We start from the raw sequence: 23128 nt of genomic DNA, 5'->3' as shown, positions 1-23128 counted from the left end.
CGCTAAAAATCAACAAAATGTGAACCAGATATCCTCTTGATAAGAGAAAAATAATACTAATCAACAATCTATGCTATTTAGAAAAAGGTGGTTTATCATCGAATTCTCCAGCAAGATTGATTATCAGCCGATTAAACCGGCCCTAACCCCCGGACAACGCGGACTATTTTATGGCGTCATCATCACTTCTGGCAGAACGGATTTCCCGCCTCAGCAGTGCGCTGGAGAGCGGCCTTTATGAACGACAGGAAGCCATCCGGTTATGTTTGCTGGCTGCGTTGTGTGGCGAAAGCGTGTTCCTGCTTGGCCCACCGGGGATCGCCAAGAGCCTGATCGCCCGTCGGTTGAAGTTTGCTTTCCGCAGCGCCCGCTCGTTCGAATATCTGATGACGCGTTTTTCCACGCCGGAAGAAGTGTTCGGCCCATTGTCGATTCAGGCGCTAAAAGATGAAGGGCGCTACCAGCGCTTAACCTCTGGTTATTTGCCCGAGGCGGAAATCGTGTTTCTTGATGAGATCTGGAAAGCGGGCCCGGCGATCCTCAATACGCTGCTGACAGCTATCAACGAACGCCGCTTCCGTAATGGTAACAGCGAAGAAGCCATCCCACTGCGCCTGCTGGTCACTGCGTCCAACGAACTGCCAGAAGCCGACAACAGCCTTGAGGCCTTGTACGACCGTATGTTGATCCGCCTGTGGCTCGATAAAGTGCAGGATAAGCAGAACTTCCGTTCTTTGCTGGTTAATCGCCAGAGTGAAAGTGAAAACCCGGTGCCCGAAGCGCTGAGCATCAGCGATGAAGAATTCCACCAGTGGCAGCCCCAGATCGATAAAGTCAAATTGCCGGAAAACTGCTTTGAACTGATCTTCCTGCTGCGCCAGCGTTTGGACGCGTTGGAACAGGCGCCTTATGTTTCCGATCGCCGCTGGAAAAAATCCCTGCGCTTGCTGCAAGCCAGCGCGTTCTTTAGCGGCCGCGATACCATTGCGCCGCTGGATTTAATGCTGCTGAAAGATTGCCTGTGGCACGATCTCACCTCGCTGAAACTGTTGCAGCAACAGGTAGACCAACTGCTGGCTGAACAGGCTTACCAGCAACAGACGCTGTTAATCCAGCTCCAGCAGACGCATACCCGTTGGATGCAGCACCAACAGCAGCAAAGCGACCGCCAGGCTATCTATCTGGTAAAAAAAGGCGGTATGTTCAGTCGTAAACCGCAATATGCGCTGGCAACGCCGCTCGGCGGCAGCACATTAACCCTGCTGCTGCAAAAACCGCTGCAACTGCACGATATCCAGGTTAATCACCTCAGCATCGAAAGCAGCGCGTTGGAAAACTGGCTGCAAAAGGGCGGTGATGTGCGTGCCAAACTGAACGGCATTGGTTTTGCCCAGCAGATTGAACTGGAAGTGGACGACCAACTGCATTTGACGGTGCTGGATGTCAGCCGCCAGCCTGCGTTACTGGCTTCAGCGGGCAAACCGACCGGTGGCACACCGCAGGCGCTGCTGGACGAAATGGAAGCCCTGACCCAACGCCTGGCGGAACAGCGCCGGTTATTCAGCCTGCATCAGCCATGCCTGTTTGTTCCAGCCAGCGGTCTGGCGAAGATCGAAGCCAGCCTGCTACAGGTTGCCGAACAGATTAAGCAGCAATATCAGCAGATGCGCGGTCAATAACGATGCTCAGCCTTGAAACGATTGATCTGCTGCTGTCGATCGCCGAAGGGGAACTGATCGAAGAGATGATCATTGGCATGTTGGCGGCCCCGCAGCTAATGATGTTTTTCAATAAATTCCCAGCGATACGCCGAGCGCTTAACCGCGATCTGCCACGCTGGAGATTACAGCTAAAAGAACGCATTCATCAGGCCATGGTACCCCCCGCACTGGCACAGGAGTTTTACCGTTATCAGCAGTGCCAGTTGGAAAATAACGCCCAGTTTTTTCACAACCTCAATGATACGCTTGAACTGTTGCGTCAGTTGATTTCGCCCTTTTATCAACAGGCGCAAGAGCTGGTTGACGCAGCCGATCTGCACAACCATCCAGACAGTTTCCAAACGCTGTTTTTACAGCGCTGGCGCATTAGCCTGACGCTACAGGCCACCATGCTGCATCATCAGTTGCTTGAGCAAGAACGCGAACAGTTGATGGCCGAACTACAGGAACGGTTGGCATTAAGTGGTGCGTTGGAACCAGTACTGGCAGAAAACGATACCGCCGCCGGGCGCTTGTGGGATATGAGTAAAGGCCATTTACAACGCGGTGACTATCAGCGGCTGGTGGAATACGGCGATTTTCTGCAACAGCAGCCGGAATTGAAAAAACTGGCACAGCAGTTGGGGCGCAGTTATGAAGCCAAAGCGGTGCTTCAGCAGGACGCACAACCCGAACCTTTCCGCATGATGGTACAGGTTCCGGCCATTCAGCCAGAAGAGGTCAGCGGCATTCACCAAAGTGATGACATCCTGCGTTTATTGCCGCCCGAACTGGCAACCTTGGGTATTGAAGAACTGGAGTTTGAGTTTTATCGGCGGTTGCTGGAAAAGCGCCTGCTGAGCTATCGCCTGCAAGGCGATGCTTGGCAGGAACAAATCGTGATGCGCCAGGTCACCCATAAGCAGCAGGATCAACAGCCGCGCGGGCCGTTTATCGTCTGTGTTGACACATCCGGTTCGATGGGGGGCTTTAACGAACAGTGTGCCAAAGCCTTCTGCCTGGCCTTGTTACGCATCGCGTTAGCGGATAACCGCCGTTGTTACATTATGCTGTTTGCCAACCAGATTGTGCATTACGAACTGACCGCCGCCAGCGGCATTGAGCAAGCGGTGCGTTTTCTCGGCCAGCATTTCCGTGGCGGTACTGATTTAGCCGCCTGCCTGAGCGCAACGGTGAGTAAAATGGCAGAGAGTGGCTGGTTTGATGCCGACGCGGTGATTATTTCTGACTTTATTGCCCAGCGATTGCCAGACGAGGTGATAAAAAAGGTGAAATTACAGCAGCAAAGCCACCAGCAACGTTTTCATGCGGTGGCGATGTCTGCTTATGGCAAACCCGGCATCATGCGCATCTTTGATCATATCTGGCGCTTTGATACCGGGTTAAAAAGCCGCTTAATGCGCCGCTGGCGGCGCTAAAAGCAACTTACAGCAGGCCTTCAACCGCTTCACGCACTTCAGGTGCCCATACGCCACACTGCACTTGGCCGATATGCGACAGTTGCAGCAACAGCATCACCAGGCGTGATTGCCCAATACCGCCACCGATGGTCTGCGGCATTTCACCGCGCAGCAACGACTGGTGCCATTCCAGCTTCAGGCGATCCTGATCGTCGGTCAGCGCCAACTGATGCTTAAGCGCAGCAGCATCAACGCGGATCCCCATGGAAGACAGCTCAAACGCATCCTGTAATACCGGGTTCCACACCACGATATCGCCGTTCAGGCCAGCCAGCCCATCGGCAGCCGGTGTCGTCCAGTCATCATAATCCGGGGCACGCACGTCATGTGATTTGCCATGCGACAGTTTGCCGCCGATACCAATCAGGAACACGGCACCCAGCTCTTTGGCAATGGCGCGTTCACGACCTTTAGCGTCCAACTCCGGGTAACGTTGCAGCAGAGTTTCACTGTGAACAAAATGAATCTGTTCTGGCAGGAACGGTGCCAGGCCATATTCACGGCTCACCGCCGCTTCCGTTTCTTTTATAGAAGCATAGATGCGCGTAACGGTATCTTGCAGGTAAGCCAGGTTGCGCTCGCTATCGCCCATCACGCGCTCCCAATCCCACTGATCGACATATACTGAATGGATTGGCGTCAGGCGATCTTCATCTGGGCGCAGCGCTTTCATATGGGTATACAAGCCTTCGCCCGCGCTGAAATCGTAGCTACCCAGGGTTTTACGCTTCCACTTTGCCAGAGAATGCACCACCTCAAACGTAGCGTCTGGTAAGGTTTTCACTTTAACCTGTACCGCTTTCTCGCTGCCGGAAAGGTTGTCTTGCGTGCCATCACCCAGGCGGCTGAGGATCGGAGCCTGGACTTCAATCAACCCCAACTGCTGTTCCAGTTGGCGAGAAAAGAAGGATTTCACGAAGCTGATTTGTTGTTGTTTTTGAATAAACTGCTTTTTCATTGCCGTATCTCTTAAATAACCTGTCTAGTTGCCGACGATTAAGCAACAGAATGGCATCACAATTCAATATCCAGCAATCAATATTGCCTTTTCATTTTTAATCGTTCATTTTTAAGCGGTGATAATTCAACAATCAGCAATTAAAGGGGGATTTAATGGCGGAAATTTATCAGATCGATAATCTCGATCGCGGCATTCTCAACGCCTTAATGGCCAATGCCCGTACTGCCTACGCCGAACTGGCGAAGACGTTTGCCGTCAGCCCCGGCACGATCCACGTGCGGGTAGAGAAAATGAAGCAGGCGGGCATCATTACCGGCGCACGGGTGGACGTGAACCCAAAACAGCTGGGTTACGACGTCTGCTGCTTTATCGGCATTATATTAAAGAGTGCTAAAGACTACCCCTCGGCATTGAGAAAGCTCGAAAGCCTGGAGGAAGTGGTCGAGGCTTATTACACCACCGGGCACTACAGCGTGTTTATCAAGGTGATGTGCCGTTCAATAGATGCGTTGCAACAGGTACTTATCAACAAGATCCAGACCATCGACGAGATCCAGTCAACCGAGACCCTGATCTCGCTGCAGAACCCCATTATGCGCACCATCGTGCCTTAACGGATCAATTTCTATACCCCTATTATCCACAGGTAGATCCCAGCTGATTCACAGCGTACAATGCTGCCTCTTCGGCAAGGTTGGGATCATTCATGGCAGACATTACTCTGATCAGTGGCAGTACGCTCGGCAGTGCTGAGTACGTCGCTGAACATTTGGCGGAAAAGCTCGAAGCAGCAGGTTTCTCTACGGAAATGCTGCATGGCCCTGAATTAGATGAATTGGCGCTGAATGGCCGCTGGCTGGTGGTTTCCTCCACCCACGGAGCCGGAGATTTACCGGATAATCTGCAACCACTGCTGGAACAAATTGCAGAACAGCAACCCGATCTCTCCTTAGTCACATTTGGTGCCGTCGGTTTGGGCAGTTCTGAATACGATACCTTCTGTGGTGCGATCAAACAGATCGACGATCTTTTAGTGGCTCGTGGAGCGAAAAGGATCGGCGATCGACTCGAGATCGACGTGACCCAACACGAAATTCCCGAGGATCCTGCCGAGGAATGGGTGAGGAATTGGATTAATTTACTCTAATTTGTTCAAAGATCAGGCGAACGATTGTGTATAACTAGGCTTATAAGCAGGGTAAAACCCGTAGTTATCCCAATAACAACTGCTGTACGCTTTCCATGCTGTGGATAACATGCTATTTAGATCCCAGCTTATACTGGCCAGGATCACCGATCATTAACAGCAATCGATCCTCATTAATCTGCTGATCTTCATGATGAATAATCACTTATCCACAGAGGATCGCGATCCTAATAAGAGATCTAATAAAGAGATCTTTAAATAAAAAAGATCTTCTTTTAATTACCCACGATCCTGACCGCTTGGTCGATCGTCTAAACTTGAGTAGAATCCTCCCCCCAGGGCAGATCAAGATCGTTCGCAAGTACTTCGAGGTGCAGTTCCATGTTTTATCCAGAGCAATTTGACGTCATCATCATCGGTGGTGGACATGCCGGTACCGAAGCGGCCATGGCTGCGGCACGCATGGGTCGTCAGACTTTATTACTGACTCACAATATCGATACGCTGGGACAAATGTCCTGTAATCCGGCGATCGGCGGTATTGGGAAAGGGCATCTGGTTAAAGAAATTGATGCACTCGGCGGCTTGATGGCCACGGCGATCGATCATGCCGGTATCCAGTTTAGGATACTAAACGCCAGCAAAGGCCCGGCAGTCAGGGCAACCCGTGCTCAGGCCGATCGTGTATTGTATCGCCTGGCGATCCGCACCGCCCTGGAGAACCAACCGAACCTGATGATCTTCCAACAGGCGGTTGAGGATCTGATCGTAGAAAACGATCGGGTGGTAGGTGCGGTTACCCAAATGGGGCTGAAGTTCCGTGCCAAAGCGGTAGTGCTGACGGTGGGGACTTTCCTGGATGGCAAGATCCATATTGGCCTAGAGAACTACAGCGGTGGCCGTGCTGGCGATCCTCCGTCGATCTCACTGTCACAGCGCCTACGTGAATTACCGCTGCGCGTTAATCGCCTGAAAACCGGTACGCCACCACGTATCGATGCACGAACTATCGATTTCAGCGTGTTGGCTGAACAACATGGCGACACACCGAGCCCGGTGTTTTCATTCCTGGGCAATGCCAGCCAACATCCGCAGCAAATGCCGTGCTATATCACGCATACCAACGAAAAAACCCATGATGTGATCCGCAATAACCTCGATCGTAGCCCGATGTACGCTGGGATCATCGAAGGGATCGGGCCACGTTACTGCCCATCGATCGAAGACAAAGTGATGCGTTTCGCCGATCGTAATTCACACCAGATCTTCCTGGAGCCAGAAGGGCTCACCAGCAACGAGATCTATCCCAACGGCATTTCCACCAGCCTGCCGTTTGACGTGCAGATGCAGATCGTTCGTTCGATGGAAGGAATGCAAAACGCGCGTATCGTTCGTCCTGGTTACGCCATTGAGTATGATTTCTTTGATCCACGCGATTTGAAACCCACGCTGGAAAGCAAATTTATTCAGGGGCTGTTCTTCGCTGGCCAGATCAACGGCACCACCGGTTACGAAGAAGCCGCAGCGCAAGGTTTGCTGGCCGGTCTAAACGCCGGGCGTTATGCCACGGAAGACGAAGGCTGGTCACCACGACGCGATCAGGCTTATTTGGGCGTACTGGTGGACGATCTCAGTACCTTGGGCACCAAAGAGCCGTACCGTATGTTTACCTCACGTGCCGAGTACCGCTTGATGCTGCGCGAAGATAACGCCGATCTGCGTCTGACCGAAAAAGGCCGTGAACTGGGGCTGGTAGACGATCTCCGCTGGGCCCGTTACAACGAAAAATTAGAGCATATTGAGCAGGAACGTCAGCGTTTGCGCGATATCTGGGTACATCCACATTCCGAAAACGTGGAGCAGGTTAACGCACTGCTGAAAGCCCCGCTGTCACGCGAAGCTAATGGCGAAGAACTGCTGCGCCGCCCTGAAATGGATTATACCCAGTTGACCGGTGTTGCCGCTTTTGCCCCCGCTCTGGCGGATACGCAAGCCGCTGAACAGGTGGAAATTCAGGTGAAATATGAAGGCTACATCGTGCGCCAGCAGGAAGAGATCGATAAACAGCAGCGCAACGAGAATACCCTGCTGCCATTGGATCTCGACTATCGCCAGGTTTCCGGGTTATCGAACGAAGTGATCGCCAAGCTTAACGATCACAAACCGAACTCGATCGGCCAGGCGTCTCGCATTTCGGGTATCACCCCGGCCGCCATTTCCATTCTGCTGATCTGGCTGAAAAAGCAGGGCTTGTTGCGCCGCAGCGCATAAACCCTACGTTTATCTGGCCGTTTGCTTATCTACTGAGCAAACGGCCGCTGACATCATCCCACGCCTGAATTATCATAGTCGCCTCATGGGCCAGCACGGTTTTGGCTTGCTGTTCCACTTCTGTCAGAGGATTCCGTTGTGCAGAAAAAATTAGATTCGCTGCTCTCAGCGGCAGGAATTGCGCTTCCCGATCAACAAAAACAGCAATTGCTGGGTTATGTCGGTATGCTCGACAAGTGGAATAAAGCCTATAACCTCACTTCGGTGCGTGATCCGCAGCAAATGTTAGTGCGTCATATTCTCGATAGCATCGTGGTTAACCCTCATCTGCAAGGTTCACGTTTTATCGATGTCGGTACTGGCCCCGGACTACCGGGGATCCCGTTGGCGATCGTGCGGCCAGACTCGCATTTCACGCTGTTAGACAGCTTGGGTAAGCGCGTACGCTTCCTGCGCCAGGTGCAGCATGAACTGGGGCTGAAAAATATCGAACCGGTACAGAGCCGTGTGGAAGACTTTCCGGCAGAGCCGCCGTTTGATGGGGTCATCAGCCGAGCCTTTGCCTCATTGCAGGACATGCTGGCCTGGTGTCATCACTTGCCAGCAAAAGGGCAGGGGCGTTTTTATGCGCTGAAAGGCGTTCGCCCAGAAGACGAACTGACGCAATTGCCAGAAGGTATTAGTTTGGAATCTGTAATTCGTTTACATGTTCCTGAACTGGAAGGTGAACGGCATCTGGTAGTACTAAAGGCCAACTAAGTTTGCTCAGAATCAAATAAGTCTCTGTTAAATGATCGTATGGAATGTAAAGATAAGCGGGCTAATTAAATGAGCGATTTTTTAGTCAATTGACTCTTGATTAACCTAAGACGATGACTTGATTACTGACAATCGCTTAATTGCAGAATGCAATAGTCACGTTAGTAACAATGTGCGAAAGATTCAGCCTTGCTGTCGATGTTGATTTACTGTTGCGAAATTCATCCTGAGAATGTCAATAGAAGGTTTTTCTCGGGTAGAAGGATTGTTTCTGAAGGGTTAACTTGCAATATTTTGATTTATAATAATTTTTTACCGCTCGATTAGCTAAAGACTCTGGCTGCTTGGGTGGGGTATAAATCAGTGATGGTTATTATTGTGATCAGCCGCACGTTTCCTGACGCAACACTGGAATAATCAGACAATTAAACCTGTACGATTATTCCGACCGTTTTCTTGTGAAAATAGCTCGAAAAAGGGAAATTTAAATAATTGTTCACCTTTTCGCTACTTATCGATTGAATTCGTTGGAGTGGCCCGTATAATTTGCTCGTTTTTGGCTGTTTGCCCCAAAACAGCAAAAACAGTTTCATACGTCACTCAGCATACCCCTTGGGGTACGGAGAGAACAAACGTCATGTCTGTGTCCCTTTACAGCGGAAAAGTTGCACGCAAGCTGCTGTTCCTGCAGTTAATGACTTTTGTTCTGATCAGCGCTGCTTTCGGGCTGAAAAGCCTGGAATGGAGCGGTTCGGCGTTGGCGGGTGGTTTTGCTGCCTGGTTGCCTAATGCCATGTTTATGCTGTTTGCCTTGCGCCATCAGGCGCAAACGCCAGCACCCGGTAGGGTTGCATGGTCGTTTGCTGTTGGCGAGGGTTTGAAGGTCGTGATCACCATTGTGTTGTTGATCGTGGCGCTTGGGGTGTTCAAAGCGGCTTTTGTCCCGCTTGGCATAACCTATTTAGCGGTGTTAGTGGTGCAGATAGTGGCACCGACCGTGATTAACCGTTACCGAACTTAACTCAATAAAGGGTAAGAGGCATCATGTCTGCAGGAGCAATCAACACTCCACAGGAGTATATCGGTCACCATCTGACGCATCTTCAGATCGGGACGGGATTCTGGTCGATTAACCTCGACTCAATGTTTTTCTCTGTTGTTCTCGGGGTTGTCTTCCTGGCAATTTTCCGCAAAGTGGCCAAAAGCGCCACCAGCGGCGTTCCCGGCAAGCTGCAAACCGCTGTTGAATTGCTCGTTGGGTTTGTCGACAACAGCGTGAAAGATATGTATCACGGTAAGAGTAAGGTGATCGCACCGTTGGCGCTGACCGTGTTCGTCTGGGTGTTCCTGATGAACATGATGGACCTGATTCCGGTAGATTTCCTGCCGCACCTCGGTACGATGGCAGGCCTGCCTGCGCTGCGTGTGGTACCTACCGCTGACGTTAACATCACGTTATCAATGGCGTTGGCCGTATTTGTCCTGATTCTGTTCTATAGCATCAAAATGAAAGGCATTGGCGGGTTTGCTAAAGAGTTGACCATGCAGCCGTTCAACCATCCGTTATTTATTCCAATCAACCTGATTCTTGAAGGTGTCAGCCTGCTGTCCAAACCTGTTTCTCTGGGTCTGCGACTGTTCGGCAACATGTATGCGGGTGAGTTGATCTTCATCCTTATTGCCGGCCTGTTGCCGTGGTGGTCACAGTGGATCCTGAGCTTGCCTTGGGCGATCTTCCACATTCTGATCATTACGCTTCAAGCCTTTATTTTCATGGTTCTGACGATTGTCTATCTGTCGATGGCATCTGAAGAGCACTGATTTTCTTAAAACACTTGCACTTTTAAACTGAAATAAACTGGAGACTGTCATGGAAAACCTGAATATGGATCTGCTGTACATGGCTGCCGCTATTATGATGGGTTTAGCGGCAATCGGTGCTGCGATCGGTATCGGCATCCTGGGTGGTAAATTCTTGGAAGGCGCTGCACGTCAGCCTGATCTGATTCCTCTGCTGCGTACACAGTTCTTTATCGTTATGGGTCTGGTTGACGCCATCCCGATGATCGCTGTGGGTCTGGGTCTGTACGTGATGTTTGCTGTCGCGTAAGTCGAGATGGTTTTCGACAAAGAAACCACATTATTAACTTTTAAAGAGGCATTGTGCTGTGAATCTTAACGCAACAATCCTCGGCCAGGCTATCTCGTTCATCCTGTTTGTCTGGTTCTGTATGAAGTATGTATGGCCGCCGATCATGGCTGCCATTGAGAAGCGTCAGAAAGAAATTGCTGACGGTCTCGCTTCTGCAGAGCGTGGCAAAAAAGATTTGGACTTAGCGCAAGCCCATGCGACCGACCAACTGAAAACTGCTAAAGCAGAAGCTCAGGTGATCATCGAGCAAGCCAACAAACGCAAAGCTCAGATCATGGATGAAGCGAAAGCAGAAGCCGAGCAGGAACGTAACAAAATCGTGGCGCAGGCTCAGGTTGAGATCGAAGCTGAACGTAAGCGCGCTCGTGAAGAGTTGCGTAAGCAAGTCGCGATGCTGGCAATTGCTGGCGCCGAGAAGATTATCGAACGTTCCGTGGATGAAGCTGCTAACAGCGACATCGTTGATAAACTGGTCGCTGAACTGTAAGGAGGGAGGGGCTGATGTCTGAATTTGTTACTGTAGCTCGCCCCTACGCCAAAGCAGCTTTTGACTTTGCCGTTGAGAACCAAAGCGTAGAGCGCTGGCAGCAAATGCTGGCGTTTACTGCTGAAGTCACCCGTAATGAACAGATGGCCGAATTGCTTTCCGGTGCTGTTGCACCAGATACGCTGTCCAAAACGTTCACTGCGGTATGTGGTGATGAGCTCGACGAACATGGCCAGAACTTTATCCGCGTAATGGCCGAAAATGGACGTTTACTGGTTCTTCCTGCGGTACTGCAACAGTTCATTGAACTGCGCGCTGCGCTGGAATCCACTATCGAAGTCGACGTGCTCTCTTCGAGCGCACTGAGCGATAAACAGCAGGCCAATATTGCCGCTGCGATGGAAAAACGTCTGTCACGCAAAGTTAAGCTGAATTGCAAAATTGACAAGTCTGTACTGGCCGGCGTAATTATCCGTGCTGGCGATATGGTGATTGATGGCAGCGTTCGCGGTCGTCTTGAACGCCTGGCAGACGTCTTGCAGTCTTAAGGGGACTGGAGCATGCAACTGAATTCCACCGAAATCAGCGAACTGATCAAGCAGCGCATTGCTCAGTTCAATGTGGTGAGCGAAGCTCACAATGAAGGTACTATCGTTTCCGTCAGTGACGGGATCATCCGCGTACACGGTCTGGCCGATGTAATGCAGGGCGAGATGATCGCACTGCCAGGCAACCGTTATGCAATCGCATTGAACCTGGAGCGTGACTCCGTAGGTGCCGTGGTCATGGGTCCGTACGCGGATCTGGCCGAAGGCATGAAGGTAAAATGTACCGGCCGTATCCTGGAAGTTCCGGTTGGCCGTGGCCTGCTGGGCCGCGTGGTCAACACTCTGGGTGCACCTATCGACGGTAAAGGCGCGGTTGAGCATGACGGCTTCTCTCCGGTTGAAACCATCGCACCTGGCGTTATCGAGCGTCAGTCGGTCGATCAGCCTGTGCAGACCGGTTATAAGTCTGTTGATGCCATGATCCCAATCGGCCGTGGCCAGCGTGAGCTGGTGATCGGTGACCGCCAAACCGGTAAAACCGCTCTGGCGATCGATGCGATCATCAACCAGCGCGACTCCGGTATCAAATGTGTTTACGTGGCTATCGGCCAGAAAGCGTCCACCATCGCTAACGTGGTGCGCAAACTGGAAGATCACGGTGCACTGGCCAACACTATCGTGGTTGTGGCTACCGCATCTGAATCTGCTGCACTGCAATACCTGGCTCCGTATGCCGGTTGCGCAATGGGTGAATACTTCCGTGACCGCGGTGAAGATGCTCTGATTGTTTACGATGACCTGTCCAAACAGGCCGTTGCTTATCGTCAGATTTCCCTGCTGCTTCGTCGTCCACCAGGTCGTGAAGCTTATCCTGGTGACGTATTCTATCTGCACTCCCGTTTGTTGGAGCGTGCAGCGCGTGTTAACGCTGAATACGTTGAAGCCTTCACCAAAGGTGAAGTTAAAGGGAAAACTGGCTCACTGACCGCTCTGCCGATCATTGAAACCCAGGCGGGTGACGTTTCCGCGTTTGTTCCGACCAACGTAATCTCAATTACCGATGGTCAGATCTTCCTGGAATCCAACCTGTTTAACTCCGGTATCCGTCCGGCAGTTAACCCAGGCATCTCCGTATCTCGTGTGGGTGGTGCAGCACAGACCAAGATCATGAAAAAACTGTCCGGTGGTATTCGTACCGCACTGGCACAGTATCGTGAACTGGCAGCGTTCTCTCAGTTCGCTTCCGATCTGGACGATGCAACCCGCAAACAGCTGAGCCACGGTCAGAAAGTGACCGAGCTGCTGAAACAGAAACAGTATGCGCCGATGTCTGTCGCACAACAGTCTCTGGTGCTGTTTGCTGCCGAGCGTGGCTACCTGAACGACGTTGAAGTTGCGAAAGTCGTGAGCTTCGAAGCCGCTCTGGTTGCCTATGCGGATCGCGAGCATGCTGAGCTGCTGAACCACATCAACCAAACTGGTGCTTATAACGATGAGATCGAAGGCAAGCTGAAAGGCATCCTCGATAGCTTCAAGGCAACCCAGTCCTGGTAACGCATAGCGGCCTGCTGTTGAAAGACGGCAGGCCGCTGGCAATGAGGAGAAGCAGAGATGGCCGGCGCAAAAGAGATACGTAGTAAGATCGCTAGCGTGCAAAACACGCAAAAGATCACTAAAGCGATGGAGATGGTCGCCGCCTCCAAAATGCGTAAATCGCAGGAACGCATGGCGGCCAGCCGTCCTTATGCAGAAACCATGCGCGAGGTGATCGGTCACCTGGCGTTAGGGAATCTGGAATACAAGCACCCGTACCTGGATGAGCGTGACGTTAAGCGCGTCGGGTATCTGGTGGTGTCTACTGACCGTGGTCTCTGCGGTGGCTTGAACATCAACCTGTTCAAGAAGCTGCTGGCAGAGATGAAAGGCTGGTCTGAAAAAGGCGTCGAAGCTGATTTGGCGCTGGTTGGCTCAAAAGCGGCCTCTTTCTTTGGTTCCGTGGGTGGCAAAGTCGTTGCCCAGGTGACCGGCATGGGGGATAACCCTTCTCTGTCGGACTTGATCGGTCCAGTGAAAGTGATGCTACAAGCCTACGACGAAGGTCGTTTGGACAAGCTGTACATCGTCAGCAACAAATTTGTTAATACGATGTCCCAGGAACCGCAGATACTGCAACTTCTGCCATTACCGCCTTCAGATGACGGTGAACTGAAGAAAAAATCCTGGGATTACCTGTATGAACCCGATCCAAAAGTGCTGCTTGATACCTTGCTGCGCCGCTATGTGGAATCGCAAGTTTATCAGGGCGTCGTGGAAAACCTGGCCAGCGAGCAGGCCGCACGAATGGTCGCGATGAAAGCCGCAACCGATAACGGCGGTAGCCTGATCAAAGAGCTGCAGTTGGTATACAACAAGGCGCGTCAGGCCAGCATCACTCAGGAACTCACCGAGATCGTTTCGGGAGCCTCCGCGGTTTAACCAGGTTATTACCCTAAATAGTTCAGATTGCGGGAAGGCAGTCAACGCACCAGCAATTTGAAATAGGCCGGGTAAACGAATTACGTAGAGGATTCAAGATGGCTACTGGAAAGATTATCCAGGTAATCGGCGCCGTAGTGGACGTCGAGTTCCCTCAGGATGCCGTACCAAAAGTGTACGATGCTCTTGAGGTCGAAAACGGCACCGAGACACTGGTGCTGGAAGTTCAGCAACAGCTGGGTGGTGGCGTGGTTCGCTGTATCGCCATGGGGACCTCAGACGGTCTGCGTCGCGGTTTGAAAGTGACTAACCTGCAGCACCCAATTGAAGTACCGGTAGGTAAAGCGACTCTGGGTCGTATCATGAACGTATTGGGTCAACCAATCGACATGAAGGGCGACATCGGCGAAGAAGAGCGTTGGGCGATTCACCGTCCGGCACCAAGCTACGAAGAGCTGTCCAGCTCCCAGGATCTGCTGGAAACCGGTATCAAAGTCATGGACCTGATCTGCCCGTTCGCCAAGGGTGGTAAAGTTGGTCTGTTCGGTGGTGCGGGTGTAGGTAAAACCGTAAACATGATGGAGCTGATCCGTAACATCGCGATCGAGCACTCCGGTTATTCGGTGTTTGCGGGCGTGGGTGAGCGTACTCGTGAGGGTAACGACTTCTACCACGAAATGAACGACTCCAACGTACTGGACAAAGTTTCCCTGGTTTACGGCCAGATGAACGAGCCACCAGGTAACCGTCTGCGCGTTGCGCTAACTGGCCTGACCATGGCTGAGAAGTTCCGTGACGAAGGTCGTGACGTTCTGCTGTTCGTGGATAACATTTACCGTTATACCCTGGCCGGTACCGAAGTGTCCGCACTTCTGGGCCGTATGCCATCGGCGGTAGGTTATCAGCCAACGCTGGCGGAAGAGATGGGCGTTCTGCAAGAACGTATCACCTCAACCAAGACCGGTTCTATCACTTCCGTACAGGCCGTTTACGTTCCTGCGGATGACTTGACTGACCCGTCACCAGCCACCACCTTTGCTCACTTGGATGCAACCGTGGTACTGAGCCGTAACATCGCTTCTCTGGGTATCTACCCGGCCGTTGACCCGCTGGACTCTACCAGCCGTCAGTTGGATCCGCTGGTAGTTGGCCAGGAGCACTACGACGTAGCGCGTGGCGTGCAGTCTATTCTGCAACGCTATCAGGAACTGAAAGATATTATCGCGATCCTGGGTATGGACGAGCTGTCAGAAGACGACAAGCTGGTGGTATCCCGTGCGCGTAAAATCCAACGTTTCCTGTCTCAGCCGTTCTTCGTGGCAGAAGTCTTTACCGGTTCTCCGGGCAAGTTCGTATCGCTGAAAGACACCATCCGTGGTTTCAAAGGCATTATGGACGGCGACTATGACCACCTGCCGGAGCAGGCGTTCTACATGGTTGGCACCATTGAAGAAGCAGTGGAAAAAGCCAAGAAACTGTAACGCCTTGAGAAGGAGGGTGATATGGCTATGACTTACCATCTGGATGTTGTCAGCGCGGAAAAGAAGATGTTTTCCGGCCTGGTGCAGAAGATCCAGGTTACAGGCAGCGAAGGCGAACTGGGGATTTTCCCTGGCCATGCGCCGCTGCTGACTGCCATCAAGCCTGGCATGGTGCGTATTGTTAAACAGCACGGTGAAGAAGAGTTCATCTACCTGTCCGGCGGTATCCTTGAGGTACAGCCGAGTGTGGTCACCGTGTTGGCGGACACTGCCATCCGTGGAACGGACCTCGACGAAGCAAGAGCGCTGGAAGCGAAGCGTAAAGCTGAAGAGCACATCCGTAGCTCTCATGGCGACGTCGACTATGCTCAGGCATCCGCTGAACTGGCGAAAGCGATCGCGAAACTGCGCGTTATCGAGCTCACCAGAAAAGCGATGTAAAATCCGAGAGTTGCATACAACTCCCAGAATAAGAAAGCGGCCCATGTGGTCGCTTTTTTTTTGCTTTAAAATAAGCGTTTCAACCGGGCTTACATTGTGCTGTATTAGCGCGTCCAGTGGAATTAAGCGTCTCCGATCGCCGACAGTTTTTCTGCTGTAAAATGGGATCGGCTCGATTAGCGGCACGCCTAGAGCCATGCGGCCTGTGCTGAATTCGTGCAGAGAAATATGTAGTATTTTCATCACCAAACGGTTTTACTTCCGTCTATCAAAATGGAGTTATCAGGTTGCTTATGTCGAACAGCGCAATGAGCGTGGTTATCCTCGCCGCGGGCAAGGGAACACGCATGTATTCCGATCTTCCCAAAGTGTTACATCCGTTGGCGGGCAAGCCGATGGTGCAGCACGTCATTGATGCAGCCATGAAGCTGGGCGCGCAAAATGTTCATCTGGTCTATGGTCACGGTGGAGAACTGCTGAAAAGCAGATTGAAGGATGAGGCGCTGAACTGGGTGCTACAGGCAGAACAGTTGGGAACTGGCCATGCGATGCAGCAGGCGGCCCCACATTTTGCCGACGATGAAGACATTCTGATGCTGTACGGCGACGTTCCATTGATCTCAGTTGATACGCTGACGCGCCTGTTGGCGGCAAAACCGCAGGGCGGCATTGGCCTGCTGACGGTGAAACTGGATGATCCGAGCGGCTATGGCCGTATTGTGCGTAATAATGGCGATGTCGTTGGTATTGTAGAACATAAAGATGCTAGCGATGAGCAGCGCCAGATTAATGAAATCAACACCGGCATCCTGGTGGCTAATGGCGGCGATCTGAAGCGCTGGCTGGGGATGCTGAACAACGATAATGCGCAGGGTGAGTTCTACATCACCGATATTATCGCCTTGGCTCATGCCGACGGTAAAAAGATTGAAACGGTACATCCTTCGCGCCTGAGCGAAGTTGAAGGTGTGAACAACCGCCTGCAATTGTCGCAATTGGAGCGTGTCTATCAGGCCGAACAGGCTGAAAAACTGCTGCTGGCTGGCGTCATGCTTCTGGATCCGGCGCGTTTCGACCTGCGTGGTGAGCTGGAGCATGGCCGCGATATCTCCATTGATGCCAACGTCATTATTGAAGGTAAGGTTAAGCTGGGCCATCGCGTGAAGATTGGTGCCGGTTGCGTGCTGAAAAACTGCGTGATTGGTGATGACAGCGAGATCAGCCCTTACAGCGTGCTGGAAGATGCACTGCTGGAAGCAGCTTGTACCGTTGGCCCGTTTGCCCGCCTGCGCCCTGGTGCAGAATTAGCTGAAGGCGCGCACGTCGGCAACTTCGTAGAAATCAAGAAAGCGCGGTTAGGTAAAGGTTCCAAAGCAGGTCATCTGAGCTATCTGGGTGATGCTGAGATCGGTGCGGATGTGAATATCGGTGCCGGGACTATCACTTGTAACTACGACGGTGCCAACAAATACAAGACCATTATTGGTGACGGCGTGTTCGTTGGTTCTGATACTCAACTGGTAGCTCCGGTGTCGGTGGGGAAAGGTGCCACTATCGCTGCTGGTACGACGGTTACGCAGGATATCGCTGAAGATGAGTTGGTGCTGAGCCGCGTTAAGCAGGTGCATATTCAAGGCTGGCAGCGCCCGGTGAAGAAAAAGTAACCATGCTATTGGGTTTTCCTCCCTCTCCTTTGGGGAGAGGGCTGGGGTGAGGGGGGGATACGCCACTCTCATCCCCTGTTTTGCTCTGTACTTTCGCAGTAAAGCACAGAGCAAAACATAATAACCCCACCATCTACAGGCTCGGGGATGCACGGTAAAAAACCGGCAAAATCAGGTCAAGGCATCGAAAGCGCCCCGAAAGGCGTTTAATTAGGAATACAAACTGATGTGTGGAATTGTAGGCGCAGTAGCGCAACGTGATATTGCAGAAATCCTGTTGGAAGGTTTACGTCGTTTGGAATACCGTGGTTATGACTCTGCGGGTTTAGCCGTGGTTGATGCCGAAGGTAACGTCAGCCGTTTACGCCGTGTCGGTAAGGTGCAAAAACTGGCCGAAGCGGCAGAACATCATGCTCTGCACGGGGGAACCGGTATTGCTCACACCCGTTGGGCAACGCACGGTGAACCAACCGAAGCGAATGCGCATCCTCATATTTCTGATTACATCACCGTGGTGCATAACGGCATCATCGAAAACCACGAACCGCTGCGTGAACTGCTGATCGAGCGCGGTTACCGCTTCAGCTCAGAAACTGATACCGAAGTGATTGCTCACTTGGTGCATTGGGAGCAGAAGCAGGGCGGTACGTTGCTGGAAGTGGTTCAGCGCGTGATCCCGCAACTGCGTGGCGCGTACGGCGCGGTGGTGATGGACAGCCGCGATCCTAGCGTGCTGGTCGCCGCTCGTTCAGGCAGCCCGCTGGTGATTGGCCGTGGCGTAGGTGAAAACTTTATTGCTTCCGATCAACTGGCGTTACTGCCGGTGACTCGCCGCTTTATCTTCCTGGAAGAAGGCGACGTAGTGGAAGTAACCCGCCGCACGGTCAACATTTTTGACAAGCAGGGTAACGCCATTGAGCGCCCGGAGATCGAATCTCAGGTGCAATACGATGCCGGTGATAAAGGCGCGTACCGTCACTACATGCAGAAAGAGATTTTTGAACAGCCAATGGCGTTGAAAAACACCCTCGAGGGGCGTTTCAGCCATGGTCAGATCAACCTGAGCGAACTGGGCCCACGCGCTGATGAACTGCTGGCAAAAGTGCAGCACGTACAGATTATCGCCTGTGGTACCTCTTATCACTCTGGCATGGTGGCGCGTTACTGGTTCGAATCGCTGGCTGGTGTGCCTTGTGACGTGGAAATCGCTTCTGAATTCCGTTATCGCAAATCCGCTGTGCGTCCTGGTAGCCTGATTATCACCCTGTCTCAGTCCGGTGAAACCGCCGATACGCTGGCTGCGCTGCGTCTGTCGAAAGAAGTGGGTTACCTGGGTTCACTGGCGGTGTGTAACGTGGCTGGTTCTTCACTGGTGCGTGAATCCGATCTGGCACTGATGACCAAAGCGGGTACTGAAATCGGTGTGGCATCAACCAAAGCCTTCACCACCCAGCTTGCCGTGCTGTTGATGCTGGTGGCGCGTATTGGCCGCCTGAAGGGCATGGCTGAAAGCGTTGAGCATGAAATTGTCCACGGCCTACAGGCGCTGCCAGCACGTATCGAGCAGATGCTGTCGCTGGATAAGAGCATTGAAGCGCTGGCGGAAGGTTTCTCCGACAAGCATCACGCGCTGTTCCTTGGCCGTGGCGATCAGTATCCGATCGCGATGGAAGGGGCGCTGAAGCTGAAAGAGATCTCCTACATTCATGCGGAAGCCTACGCTGCTGGCGAGTTAAAGCATGGCCCATTGGCGTTGATTGATGCGGATATGCCGGTGATTGTGGTGGCCCCTAATAACGAACTGCTGGAAAAACTGAAGTCCAACATCGAAGAAGTGCGCGCGCGCGGTGGTCAGTTGTACGTGTTTGCCGATCAGGATGCCGGTTTTGTCAGCAGCGAAGGCATGACCATTATTCAATTGCCACACGTTGAAGAGATCGTGGCGCCTATTTTCTACACCGTACCGTTGCAGTTGCTGTCTTATTATGTGGCGCTGATCAAAGGTACTGACGTAGATCAGCCGCGTAACCTGGCGAAGTCCGTTACCGTAGAGTGATGGATGGGGTTCTGCCAATAACGTCAAAAACCGGCCTGTGTGCCGGTTTTTTTATCAATCTATTCAGCTTAGCAAAAAGTTAGAACGTGTGATTTATCTGCTGTACCTTAGCTTTGTTAAGATTTTTCTTGTTTTTCTGTTAATCATTCTGTTTTTTTTAACCCGATCACGTCAGTATATTAATAGCTATTCTTATCTTACTTACCTGCAACTTTATAAGATACATTAATAATGCATTAATTTTGTGGAATCGCTTCATTAATAAAAATATCCTTATTTTTCTGTATGTTATTCAGGGTGGTCTTAGGGTTAAGAAAGCGATATCACTTTTATACTGAGGGTGTTTGGCGTTGGTTGCCTTGATGATATGGTTAAAATATAATTAGATTAATGCTTAGGAGAAAACTTAGAATATGTTGTCGTAGCCTTAGTGTACAAATATCTATATGCTTTGTTAAGATGCAGTAGGGTCTTAATTGGATAGAGTCAATGTGTTATTTGTATTTTTACTTGTGTTAGACTAATTTTATTGCCTCTTTCTTGAATTGATGTTTTATATTTAAAAGGAATTAAAGAAAATGTGGGCAGTGGAGATTAAAGGGATTTGCAAAAACTATTTATTGGGGCAGTCCAAGGTTGAGGCATTAAGAGATATTAATATAAAAATCGCCTCGCGACGTTTCACCGTATTATCTGGTCAATCTGGGAGTGGTAAAACGACGTTATTGAATGTTATTGGTGGGATTGATTGTCCCGATCAAGGCAGCCTGGTGATTGCCGGGCAGGAAATGTCACGCTTGAATGACGATCAACGCAGTGCATTTCGCGCCCGTAACCTTGGGTTTATTTTTCAGAATTTTAATTTAATCCCCGTCTTGAGCGTTTGGGAAAACGTTGAGATCCCGCTTATCTTGCAAGGTACAACGGTTGCACAGCGGAAATCCGCCATCATGAATATGCTGGAAACCGTCGGTTTGGCTGAAAAAGCACGATCGTTACCAGGGCAACTCTCTGGTGGTCAACGCCAGCGCGTCGCAATTGCCCGGGCTCTTATTCACCGCCCTTCCCTGGTACTGGCCGATGAACCGACGGCTAATCTGGACAGCAAAACCGGCAACTCTATTTTGCAGTTATTGCGGCGTTTGCAGCAGGAACATTCGGTGACGGTGGTCTTTTCCTCCCATGATCCGCAGGTTGTTGCAGAAGCCGACGATCTCTATCAGGTACATGATGGCAATGTTACCCGCATTGCAATGCAGTAAGTTTCCCGCTGGAGAAAAATCATTATGCAAACATTCAAGCTGGCCTTACGCAACTTACTGCGTAACAGACGGCGAACGCTATCGACCCTTTGTGCTATTACCGTTGGTGCCGTAGGCATTCTGTTATTTGGTGGCTATAACCGCTCTATTGAATACAGTCTGCAAACGACCTTTGTCCGTGATACTGGCCATCTGCAAATACAACATAAAGACTACTTGCTGAATGGTTCGGCCAACCCGGCAGAATATAGCATCAAAAACCACCAGAAAATCATGGCGCAGATTGAACAGGATCCCGAGTTACGCCAGATGGTGGTAGTTAAAACCCCGGTGCTGATCCTCAATGGCATTGCCGGAAATTATGCCGCTGGCACTTCCCGCCCCGTATTGATTTATGGCAGCGAAGCGGCGGGCCAGGAAGCACTGAACAAATGGGATGAGTACCATCTCGGCGAAGGGAGGCAGGAGAGGACCCTCAACGAACATGACCCTGATGCTGCGATGATCGGCGCAGGCGTGGCGCGTATGTTGCAGTTATGTGATTTTATCGCTGACCAACCCTGTGGCAGTTCGGTGACCCCGGCAGAGAACAACACAACGGCGCTTCCTGACGATCTGATGCTACTCGCGCAGCAGACGCGGGAGGAAAGGAAACCATCAACCGGGGATCAAATCGAGCTGTTGGCTGCCTCGGTGGGCGGAGCGCCCAATATCATTCGTGTGCAGGTTGAGGCCGTCCAGCCGCAGGCCGCCAGAGAGTTGGATGACAGCTACGTCGGTATTCATCTGGCACAAGCCCAGCAACTGGTATTTGGTCGTGACCAAGCGGGAGTCACGGCAATTACTCTGCAACTGCATAATACAGAACAATTGGAAGCGGCTCGCGCTCGTTTGCAGCAGTTATTTAAAACTACGTTGGCCGATGAACCTCTGGCTGTTTATGACTTTTCTCAGTTGCAGCCGTTGTACAACCAGATCCTGGATATGTTCGGCAAGATATTCCATTTTCTGCTGGCGCTCATCTTGTGCATTGCGCTGTTCACCGTTAGCAACACCATGAGTATGGCGGTGCTGGAGCGCACGATTGAAATCGGTACGTTGCGTGCGGTGGGGCTGAAGCGTCAGGATATTCAGCGCCTGTTCCTGAATGAAGGCATTTTGCTGGGCATTATTGGTTGTCTGACAGGCATTATTCTTTCGCTGTTTCTGGCTTATTTCATCAATCGCTCCGGCCTGACCTGGCATCCGCCGGGGGTGATTGCACCAATCCCAATCAAGATTCGTATTTGGGGGGAATGGACGATGCTGCTAAGCGTGTTGGCTATTCTGATGGTTGCCGCAGTGTCTTCATCCTGGTGGCCAGCCCGGCGAGCGGCAAACGTTCATATTGTACAAGCACTGCGCCATGCCTGATCCCATCACAATGGATGGTGGGAGGTTATTGTTGACTCACAAGGAAGATCCGCATGATGAGATTCTCATTGCTCTCTGGCCTATTGTTTAGCCTGTTTGCCAGCACTCAGGCATTGGCCACGCTCAGCGCTCAGGACATTTTGAAAAAAAGCGATGAGGTGCGCAACCCGAGTCGCTCTTTCAGCTTGAGCACCACTCTGGTTAGCTATAAAAGCGGCAAGCAGCATGAGACCAGCACATTGCGCCTCTATTCTCGCGCCTATCCGAGTGGTCAGTTTCGTAGCTTGGTGAAGTTTGTCAGCCCACAACGGGATGCCGGCAAGCTAACGCTGAAAAGCGGCCGCGATCTGTGGCTTTATGATCCTGCCAGCCAGGCTAGCGTGCCTATTTCACCTCAGCAACGCCTGCTGGGGCAGGCCGCTAACGGTGACGTGGTGACGGCAAACTGGAATTACGATTATCAGGCCACTTTAGTGGGTGAAGAACGGGTGCTGGACGGGGAGCGACAGCAGCGGGATTGCTATCGCCTACATCTGGTGGCACAGCATCAGGACGCTGCCTATCCGTCTATGGATCTCTGGGTGGATAAGCAGGACTTCAAAAGCTGTAAAGCCGAGTTCTATGCCGTGAACGGCAATTTGCTCAAGACCACCTATTTCCGTCGTTACCAAACGGTGCTAGGGGGAAGTCGCCCAACGGAAGCGGTGATCATCGATGGGCTAAATTCGCAGTTGGTCACCGTACTCAAGCACCAGGATTTCGCCTGGTACGATGTTCCCGAAGCCTGGCTACAGCGTGATTACCTGCCGCATTTCAAGGATGACTGACGG

At 51.7% G+C, this 23128-nt stretch carries 21 protein-coding genes; 20 read left to right on the top strand and 1 reads right to left on the bottom strand.

What is annotated here, in order from left to right:
* Positions 1 to 170 precede the first annotated feature (170 nt).
* Together ravA and viaA are read left to right on the top strand one after the other, a co-directional pair.
* The gene (gene ravA, locus AC2A1E_RS08980) at positions 171 to 1679 is read left to right on the top strand and encodes an ATPase RavA (protein ID WP_484383450.1); all 1509 of its coding nucleotides are present in this window, start codon (positions 171 to 173) and stop codon (positions 1677 to 1679) included.
* 2 nt (positions 1680 to 1681) lie between these two features.
* Positions 1682 to 3139, top strand: coding sequence for an ATPase RavA stimulator ViaA (viaA, locus tag AC2A1E_RS08975; protein WP_484383449.1), 1458 nt, complete (start codon positions 1682 to 1684; stop codon positions 3137 to 3139).
* Positions 3140 to 3146: 7 nt separating this feature from the next.
* Here the strand turns inward: viaA and asnA are convergent, their stop codons facing one another.
* A complete protein-coding gene (gene asnA / locus AC2A1E_RS08970) occupies positions 3147 to 4139 on the bottom strand; it encodes an aspartate--ammonia ligase (protein WP_484383448.1) in 993 nt (330 codons plus the stop codon).
* Between the two features lie 155 nt (positions 4140 to 4294).
* Here asnA and asnC point away from each other — a divergent pair, with 155 nt between their 5' ends.
* From asnC to AC2A1E_RS08880, 18 genes are all read left to right on the top strand, one after another.
* A complete protein-coding gene (asnC, locus tag AC2A1E_RS08965; protein ID WP_459400637.1) occupies positions 4295 to 4756 on the top strand; it encodes a transcriptional regulator AsnC in 462 nt (153 codons plus the stop codon).
* 92 nt (positions 4757 to 4848) lie between these two features.
* Positions 4849 to 5289 (top strand): FMN-binding protein MioC, encoded by a 441-nt coding sequence (mioC, locus tag AC2A1E_RS08960; RefSeq protein ID WP_484383447.1) that lies wholly within the window; start codon positions 4849 to 4851, stop codon positions 5287 to 5289.
* Positions 5290 to 5670: 381 nt separating this feature from the next.
* Positions 5671 to 7560 carry a tRNA uridine-5-carboxymethylaminomethyl(34) synthesis enzyme MnmG gene (gene mnmG, locus AC2A1E_RS08955; protein WP_484383446.1) on the top strand — a complete coding sequence of 630 codons (1890 nt, stop codon included), beginning with the start codon at positions 5671 to 5673 and terminating at the stop codon, positions 7558 to 7560.
* Positions 7561 to 7698: 138 nt separating this feature from the next.
* Positions 7699 to 8319: a 16S rRNA (guanine(527)-N(7))-methyltransferase RsmG gene (gene rsmG / locus AC2A1E_RS08950; protein ID WP_459400640.1), complete on the top strand. Its 621-nt coding sequence runs from the start codon at positions 7699 to 7701 to the stop codon at positions 8317 to 8319.
* Between the two features lie 637 nt (positions 8320 to 8956).
* Positions 8957 to 9340 (top strand): F0F1 ATP synthase subunit I, encoded by a 384-nt coding sequence (atpI, locus tag AC2A1E_RS08945; RefSeq protein ID WP_484383445.1) that lies wholly within the window; start codon positions 8957 to 8959, stop codon positions 9338 to 9340.
* 23 nt (positions 9341 to 9363) lie between these two features.
* Complete coding sequence (atpB, locus tag AC2A1E_RS08940; protein WP_459400642.1) at positions 9364 to 10140, top strand: F0F1 ATP synthase subunit A; 777 nt, start codon at positions 9364 to 9366, stop codon at positions 10138 to 10140.
* A 49-nt stretch (positions 10141 to 10189) separates the two neighbouring features.
* Positions 10190 to 10429, top strand: a complete 240-nt coding sequence (gene atpE / locus AC2A1E_RS08935) for a F0F1 ATP synthase subunit C (RefSeq protein ID WP_004393045.1) — start codon at positions 10190 to 10192, stop codon at positions 10427 to 10429.
* A 58-nt stretch (positions 10430 to 10487) separates the two neighbouring features.
* The gene (gene atpF / locus AC2A1E_RS08930) at positions 10488 to 10958 is read left to right on the top strand and encodes a F0F1 ATP synthase subunit B (RefSeq protein ID WP_076943874.1); all 471 of its coding nucleotides are present in this window, start codon (positions 10488 to 10490) and stop codon (positions 10956 to 10958) included.
* 14 nt (positions 10959 to 10972) lie between these two features.
* Entirely contained in the window at positions 10973 to 11506 is a 534-nt protein-coding gene (atpH, locus tag AC2A1E_RS08925) for a F0F1 ATP synthase subunit delta (RefSeq protein ID WP_484383444.1), read from the top strand.
* A 12-nt stretch (positions 11507 to 11518) separates the two neighbouring features.
* On the top strand, positions 11519 to 13060 hold the full coding sequence (gene atpA / locus AC2A1E_RS08920; RefSeq protein WP_459400644.1) for a F0F1 ATP synthase subunit alpha: 1542 nt from the start codon (positions 11519 to 11521) through the stop codon (positions 13058 to 13060).
* A gap of 57 nt (positions 13061 to 13117) precedes the next feature.
* The gene (gene atpG, locus AC2A1E_RS08915) at positions 13118 to 13981 is read left to right on the top strand and encodes a F0F1 ATP synthase subunit gamma (RefSeq protein ID WP_459400645.1); all 864 of its coding nucleotides are present in this window, start codon (positions 13118 to 13120) and stop codon (positions 13979 to 13981) included.
* A 98-nt stretch (positions 13982 to 14079) separates the two neighbouring features.
* Positions 14080 to 15462, top strand: a complete 1383-nt coding sequence (gene atpD / locus AC2A1E_RS08910) for a F0F1 ATP synthase subunit beta (protein WP_459400646.1) — start codon at positions 14080 to 14082, stop codon at positions 15460 to 15462.
* Between the two features lie 21 nt (positions 15463 to 15483).
* Positions 15484 to 15903, top strand: coding sequence for a F0F1 ATP synthase subunit epsilon (locus AC2A1E_RS08905; protein ID WP_459400647.1), 420 nt, complete (start codon positions 15484 to 15486; stop codon positions 15901 to 15903).
* 293 nt (positions 15904 to 16196) lie between these two features.
* Positions 16197 to 17567, top strand: coding sequence for a bifunctional UDP-N-acetylglucosamine diphosphorylase/glucosamine-1-phosphate N-acetyltransferase GlmU (gene glmU / locus AC2A1E_RS08900; protein WP_484383443.1), 1371 nt, complete (start codon positions 16197 to 16199; stop codon positions 17565 to 17567).
* Positions 17568 to 17793: 226 nt separating this feature from the next.
* Positions 17794 to 19623 (top strand): glutamine--fructose-6-phosphate transaminase (isomerizing), encoded by a 1830-nt coding sequence (gene glmS / locus AC2A1E_RS08895; protein ID WP_484383442.1) that lies wholly within the window; start codon positions 17794 to 17796, stop codon positions 19621 to 19623.
* Between the two features lie 578 nt (positions 19624 to 20201).
* Positions 20202 to 20885: an ABC transporter ATP-binding protein gene (locus tag AC2A1E_RS08890; RefSeq protein ID WP_484383441.1), complete on the top strand. Its 684-nt coding sequence runs from the start codon at positions 20202 to 20204 to the stop codon at positions 20883 to 20885.
* 24 nt (positions 20886 to 20909) lie between these two features.
* Positions 20910 to 22298 (top strand): ABC transporter permease, encoded by a 1389-nt coding sequence (locus tag AC2A1E_RS08885; RefSeq protein WP_484383440.1) that lies wholly within the window; start codon positions 20910 to 20912, stop codon positions 22296 to 22298.
* A gap of 53 nt (positions 22299 to 22351) precedes the next feature.
* On the top strand, positions 22352 to 23125 hold the full coding sequence (locus AC2A1E_RS08880) for an outer membrane lipoprotein-sorting protein (RefSeq protein ID WP_484383439.1): 774 nt from the start codon (positions 22352 to 22354) through the stop codon (positions 23123 to 23125).
* The last annotated feature ends 3 nt before the right edge of the window (positions 23126 to 23128 follow it).

Source organism: Serratia sp. HNCC26DJ206 (assembly GCF_057180605.1).
The sequence above is the reverse complement of the archived record's forward strand: the minus strand, read 5'-3'. Positions and strand labels throughout refer to the sequence as shown.

Coding starts and splice junctions, on each gene's coding strand:
- mnmG (WP_484383446.1), top strand. CDS start 5,671: ATGTTTTATCCAGAGCAATTTGACGTCATCATCATCGGTGGTGGACAT.
- asnA (WP_484383448.1), bottom strand. CDS start 4,139: ATGAAAAAGCAGTTTATTCAAAAACAACAACAAATCAGCTTCGTGAAA.
- AC2A1E_RS08905 (WP_459400647.1), top strand. CDS start 15,484: ATGGCTATGACTTACCATCTGGATGTTGTCAGCGCGGAAAAGAAGATG.
- mioC (WP_484383447.1), top strand. CDS start 4,849: ATGGCAGACATTACTCTGATCAGTGGCAGTACGCTCGGCAGTGCTGAG.
- glmS (WP_484383442.1), top strand. CDS start 17,794: ATGTGTGGAATTGTAGGCGCAGTAGCGCAACGTGATATTGCAGAAATC.
- atpE (WP_004393045.1), top strand. CDS start 10,190: ATGGAAAACCTGAATATGGATCTGCTGTACATGGCTGCCGCTATTATG.
- atpG (WP_459400645.1), top strand. CDS start 13,118: ATGGCCGGCGCAAAAGAGATACGTAGTAAGATCGCTAGCGTGCAAAAC.
- AC2A1E_RS08880 (WP_484383439.1), top strand. CDS start 22,352: ATGATGAGATTCTCATTGCTCTCTGGCCTATTGTTTAGCCTGTTTGCC.
- glmU (WP_484383443.1), top strand. CDS start 16,197: ATGTCGAACAGCGCAATGAGCGTGGTTATCCTCGCCGCGGGCAAGGGA.
- ravA (WP_484383450.1), top strand. CDS start 171: ATGGCGTCATCATCACTTCTGGCAGAACGGATTTCCCGCCTCAGCAGT.
- asnC (WP_459400637.1), top strand. CDS start 4,295: ATGGCGGAAATTTATCAGATCGATAATCTCGATCGCGGCATTCTCAAC.
- viaA (WP_484383449.1), top strand. CDS start 1,682: ATGCTCAGCCTTGAAACGATTGATCTGCTGCTGTCGATCGCCGAAGGG.
- atpD (WP_459400646.1), top strand. CDS start 14,080: ATGGCTACTGGAAAGATTATCCAGGTAATCGGCGCCGTAGTGGACGTC.
- atpH (WP_484383444.1), top strand. CDS start 10,973: ATGTCTGAATTTGTTACTGTAGCTCGCCCCTACGCCAAAGCAGCTTTT.
- AC2A1E_RS08885 (WP_484383440.1), top strand. CDS start 20,910: ATGCAAACATTCAAGCTGGCCTTACGCAACTTACTGCGTAACAGACGG.
- atpI (WP_484383445.1), top strand. CDS start 8,957: ATGTCTGTGTCCCTTTACAGCGGAAAAGTTGCACGCAAGCTGCTGTTC.
- atpB (WP_459400642.1), top strand. CDS start 9,364: ATGTCTGCAGGAGCAATCAACACTCCACAGGAGTATATCGGTCACCAT.
- AC2A1E_RS08890 (WP_484383441.1), top strand. CDS start 20,202: ATGTGGGCAGTGGAGATTAAAGGGATTTGCAAAAACTATTTATTGGGG.
- atpA (WP_459400644.1), top strand. CDS start 11,519: ATGCAACTGAATTCCACCGAAATCAGCGAACTGATCAAGCAGCGCATT.